Here is a 4,218-nt window from a genome sequence, read left to right as displayed (position 1 = left end):
TCAGCCCGGCGCGGTGGGCGGCATGCACGCCCTCGGCGGCCTCCCGGAGCACCAGCACCTTCTGCTCCACGGTGAGCTTGAGCTCGCTGGCCCCCTGGTCCAGGGGCAGCCCGTCCACGAACTGCATGGCGATGTAGGGCTTGCCTTGGACCTCGCCCACCTCGTGGACCTGGCAGACGCGCTCGTGCTCCACGCGGGCCTGGGCGCGGGCCTCGGACAGCAGGCGGCGGACAAGCTGCTCGTCATCTCCCTTCACGAACTTGAGGGCGACGTTGCGGCGCAGGCTCCGGTCATACGCCAGGAAGACGCGGCCCATGCCGCCCTGCCCGAGGAAGCGGACGCCCTCGTAGCGCTCCCAGCCCGGCACGGGGAAGGCCGGGTCGGCCTTGTCGCGATCCGCCAGGGTGAGCGCCGGGCCCAGCGTGGCCGCCCCGCCCGCGGTGGCCCGCGGCACGAATGTCTTCTCCACGTCGGCCTTGCGGAGGTCGGCCAGGGACTCGTCGGAGATGACGCCCCGCTCCTTGAGCAGGGCCATGGGGCTCTTCCCCAGACGGAGCGCCTCCTCGCGCAGCGCACCGGCCTCCTCACGCGTGAGGAGGCCTTCGGCCAATGCCATGCGTAGCTCGGCCTCAAGGTCTTCGGGCATCAAGGCTGGCTCCGAGAGGGGACTCGGGGAGGGGGGGCATGGCGCATCACTGCCCTGCTCGGGCAACGGGGCAGGGTGTGAATTATTGTAGATTCACGGTAAGGGCAAGCGGGAGGCTTACACGCCCGGGGCGTGGAGGCGCACGGGGATGCGGCGGCGGCCGAACGAGCCCGGGGCGGCATCGAAGCGGCCAGGCACCCGAGCGCCGCAGTCCGGGCACTGGCCCTCGGCCGTCACCCGGTACTCCAGCAGCTGGTACCAGTCGCGGACGATCAGCGAGGCGCCGCAGCCGCCGCAGGAGGTGGTGTCCCCCTCGATGTCGTGCACGTTGCCCATGTACACGTGGCGCAGGCCGGTCCGCCGGGCGATCTCCCGGGCGCGCCGCAGCGTCTCGGGAGGCGTGGCCGGCACGTCCATCATCTTGAAGTCCGGGTGGAAGGCGGAGAAGTGCACTGGCACGTCCGGGCCGAGCCGGGAGTACACCCACTCGGACAGCTGCGTCAGCTCCGCGTCGGAGTCGTTCTGCCCGGGGATGAGCAGCGTGGTGAGCTCGAACCACACGCGCGTCTCGTGCTTGAGGTACTCCAGCGTCTCGAGGATGGGCTGCAGCTTCGAGAAGGTGACGCGGTGGTAGAAGTCCTCGGTGAAGGCCTTCAGGTCCACGTTGGCCGCGTCCATCTTCGCGTAGAAGTCGCGCCGCGGCTCGGCGTGCATGTACCCCGCCGTCACCGCCACCGTCTGGATGCCGCGTGCGTGGCACGCATCCGCCACGTCCATGGCGTACTCGGCGAAGATGACCGGATCGTTGTAGGTGAACGCCACGCTCTTGCAGCCCAGCTCCTGCGCCTTCTGGGCGATGGCCTCGGGCGAGGCCTGGTCCATGAGCCTGTCGAGCTCGCGCGACTTGGAGATGTCCCAGTTCTGGCAGAAGCGGCACCCCAGGTTGCACCCCGCCGTGCCGAACGAGAGCACGCTGCTGCCGGGGTAGAAGTGGTTCAGCGGCTTCTTCTCGATGGGATCCACGCAGAACCCGGACGAGCGCCCGTAGGTGGTGAGCACCATCTGGTCCCCCACGCGCTGGCGCACGAAGCAGAAGCCGCGCTGGCCCTCGTTCAGCTTGCAGTCGCGCGGACACAGGTCGCACTGGATGCGCCCGTCCTCGAGCCGGTGCCACCACCGTCCTGGGTATTCGAGGCTCATGCCCGGAGCTCCTCCCCTCCCTCCATCATTATCTCCCTGCGAGCCCTCATGCCGGGGGATGGAGCCTTGAGCGCCGGAAGCCTTGGGAGCCTGGCTGGACCCTGACTGGGAGGCCAGTCCCCCGCTGCCGCCCTCAGGTGCCCAGGGGCTGGCCCAGCAGCTCGCGCCGCCACTCGCCCAGCCGCTCGAACTCCTCCTCCGGCCACGTGCCCAGGTGCACCAGGACGATGCCGCCGTCCGAGGCCGTCAGGCTCGCATCCACATGGACGCTCGGCTCCACCACGCTGTTCGGAGGGTCGACATAGCCCTCCTGCTGCTCCAGCTCGAGCGAGGTGAGCCTCGCGCCCGGGAACTCGGCGAAGCAGACCTCGAGGAACTCGTGCGGGGGGCGGTACGGCGGCGGTGCGCCGATGTGCATGCCCCACGGATCCATGCGCCGCGCGAGGGTGGTGTCGCGCACCCAGCCGAGCGCGGCCCGCTCGTACAGCGGCCCGACGTGATCCACCGCCTGCGCATGCCGCATGCCGTCCTGCCCGCGCAAATGCAGGGTGTAGTGGGGGCGCTCGCCCGGCCACCACCAGCTCAGCTCGAAGCGATCTCCCGGGCCCGACTCCTCAGGAGGGAAGAGCGCCTCCAGGTGCCGGAGGAACAGCTCCTCGGTGAGGCTCAGCCGGTGCTCGCGCAGGGTGTGCCAGTCCGTGCGGGAGAAATGCAGGACCCGCGCGCGGTAAGCACGTGGATCCGTGTTCAGCAGCTCTACCCAGTCGTCGCTCATCGGGGCGGAGACAGCCTACTCCTTAAGGGCATCCAGGTCTCCTCCGTGCTCATGCCCTCGATGGCCGCAGCGCGTCTCCTCGGCGTGGCTTTCGGGGCACGCGGGGTGGTCCGGGATGTGGTGAGATTGCGCGAGCGAGAGGAGTGCGCAAGGTGCTCAGCAGGGTTGAAGCTCCTGCTCAGATGCGGGAGAAGTCCGCAGTCAGGATGTGCAGCACCCTGACCGCGCGAGACCCCTGCCTTCATGAAGCTCCGGGAAACCATCGAGTATGCGCGAGCGCTCTTCGTGGAGCTCTGGGTCGGGCTCTGGAAGGACCATCCCCGCTTCCAAGATCAGGAGGGCGAGGTCCGGCGCAATGAGGTGGTGGAGACCACGGTGCAGGTCCGCAAGCTGCTTGACGAGGGGAAGAAGCCGCCAGCGGAGTGGAATGACCTGGTGCGATTGAGCGCGCTCGATGTGTTTCTAGCCGAGCACGCTGGGAGCGGGTCCACAGGGGTGAAGACTCAGATCTCGACCCCCGTGCGGCTGGGAGATGGGCAGCTCTACCACCTCTACCGCCGTCCTCAGGGAATGAGGCAGGGGCGTGTCGAAGGGAAGGTGGGGCACCTCCGCAACTGGACCCGGCATCATTGGGTCATCTCCGAGGCGCTGGGCGGCTATCAGGTCGAGATCCGCAAGCCGCGCGACTACCTCTTCGAGAAGCTCGCGGACATGCATGCGAAGGGAGAGCGTCTGCGGGTGGCGATCTGCCACTTCGAGGACGGAGTGAAGCTGAAGTTGGCGAAGCCGCATCCGCCCTCCTGGAGAGCGGAGAGTCTCACGGATCCAGAGACCCGCTGGCAGACCGTGAGGGGCTTCCTGGAGCAGGCGCGGGCCGCCCGAGCCCACGTGCTGGTGCTCCCGGAGCTCACGGCGACTCCCGCTCACCGCGAGCGCGTTCAGCAATGGCTGGAGGAGCAGTCGGCGACACACGGGATGATCCTGGTGCTGCCAGGGAGCTTCCACGAGGCGGATGGCGCGAACCCCGACAAGGTCTTCAATCGAGCCGAGCTGCTGGACGTCTACGGGCACCCCGTGCTGGAGCATCTCAAGCTCCTGCCATTCGGCGAATGGGGGGAGCACGGAGCTGAGGACATCCACACCGGGAGGCGGATCCACCTCATGGGCCTGCCGATGGGGATGCTGGCCATGCCCATCTGCCTGGACTTCTGCGAGGCGGACGGGCCCGTGCCCGGAGTCTGGAAGGACATCGGTCCCGAGTGGGTGCTCGTCCCTGCGATGGGAGATGCCTCCAGCCGCAGGGCTCATGCCAGAGCGGCCACACAGCTCTTCACCACGCGTGGCAGCGTCACCGTGCTCGCCAACCAGCCCAAGAGCGAAGGGGCAGTGGCACCGGGATTCGTCAACCATGGCCAGAGGCCGGACGCCACTGTATGGCAAGGTGAGCCCGCGCCCAGCTTCCAGGTCATCGAGGTCGACCTCCGTGTGGATCTGGCGAAGGGAACAGAAGGGGAATGAAGGCGGTAAACTAGAGTAAACATCCCCGGTTCACTAGAGTTTACTCATGCCGCTGGACTTTGAGACCGTTGCCCCCGAG

At 68.1% G+C, this 4,218-nt stretch carries 4 protein-coding genes; 1 reads left to right on the top strand and 3 read right to left on the bottom strand.

From position 1 onward, the window contains the following. From VD972_RS25760 to VD972_RS25750, 3 genes are all read right to left on the bottom strand, one after another. Positions 1 to 646, bottom strand: a 646-nt coding sequence (locus VD972_RS25760) for a protein kinase domain-containing protein (protein ID WP_324991377.1), incomplete at its 3' end; no start/stop codon positions are given. 117 nt (positions 647 to 763) lie between these two features. Then, positions 764 to 1,846, bottom strand: coding sequence for an AmmeMemoRadiSam system radical SAM enzyme (gene amrS / locus VD972_RS25755; protein ID WP_324991376.1), 1,083 nt, complete (start codon positions 1,844 to 1,846; stop codon positions 764 to 766). A 133-nt stretch (positions 1,847 to 1,979) separates the two neighbouring features. Further along, positions 1,980 to 2,621 carry a hypothetical protein gene (locus VD972_RS25750; RefSeq protein ID WP_324991375.1) on the bottom strand — a complete coding sequence of 214 codons (642 nt, stop codon included), beginning with the start codon at positions 2,619 to 2,621 and terminating at the stop codon, positions 1,980 to 1,982. Between the two features lie 243 nt (positions 2,622 to 2,864). Here VD972_RS25750 and VD972_RS25745 point away from each other — a divergent pair, with 243 nt between their 5' ends. Then, a complete protein-coding gene (locus VD972_RS25745) occupies positions 2,865 to 4,139 on the top strand; it encodes a hypothetical protein (RefSeq protein ID WP_324991373.1) in 1,275 nt (424 codons plus the stop codon). Positions 4,140 to 4,218 lie beyond the last annotated feature (79 nt).

Source organism: Hyalangium sp. (genome assembly GCF_035629615.1).
Lineage (GTDB): Bacteria > Myxococcota > Myxococcia > Myxococcales > Myxococcaceae > Hyalangium.
The sequence above is the reverse complement of the archived record's forward strand: the minus strand, read 5'-3'. Positions and strand labels throughout refer to the sequence as shown.

Bases quoted from the DNA above. Each gene is read 5' to 3' on its own strand.
- amrS (WP_324991376.1), bottom strand. From the start codon at position 1,846: ATGAGCCTCGAATACCCAGGACGGTGGTGGCACCGGCTCGAGGACGGG.
- VD972_RS25750 (WP_324991375.1), bottom strand. From the start codon at position 2,621: ATGAGCGACGACTGGGTAGAGCTGCTGAACACGGATCCACGTGCTTAC.
- VD972_RS25745 (WP_324991373.1), top strand. From the start codon at position 2,865: ATGAAGCTCCGGGAAACCATCGAGTATGCGCGAGCGCTCTTCGTGGAG.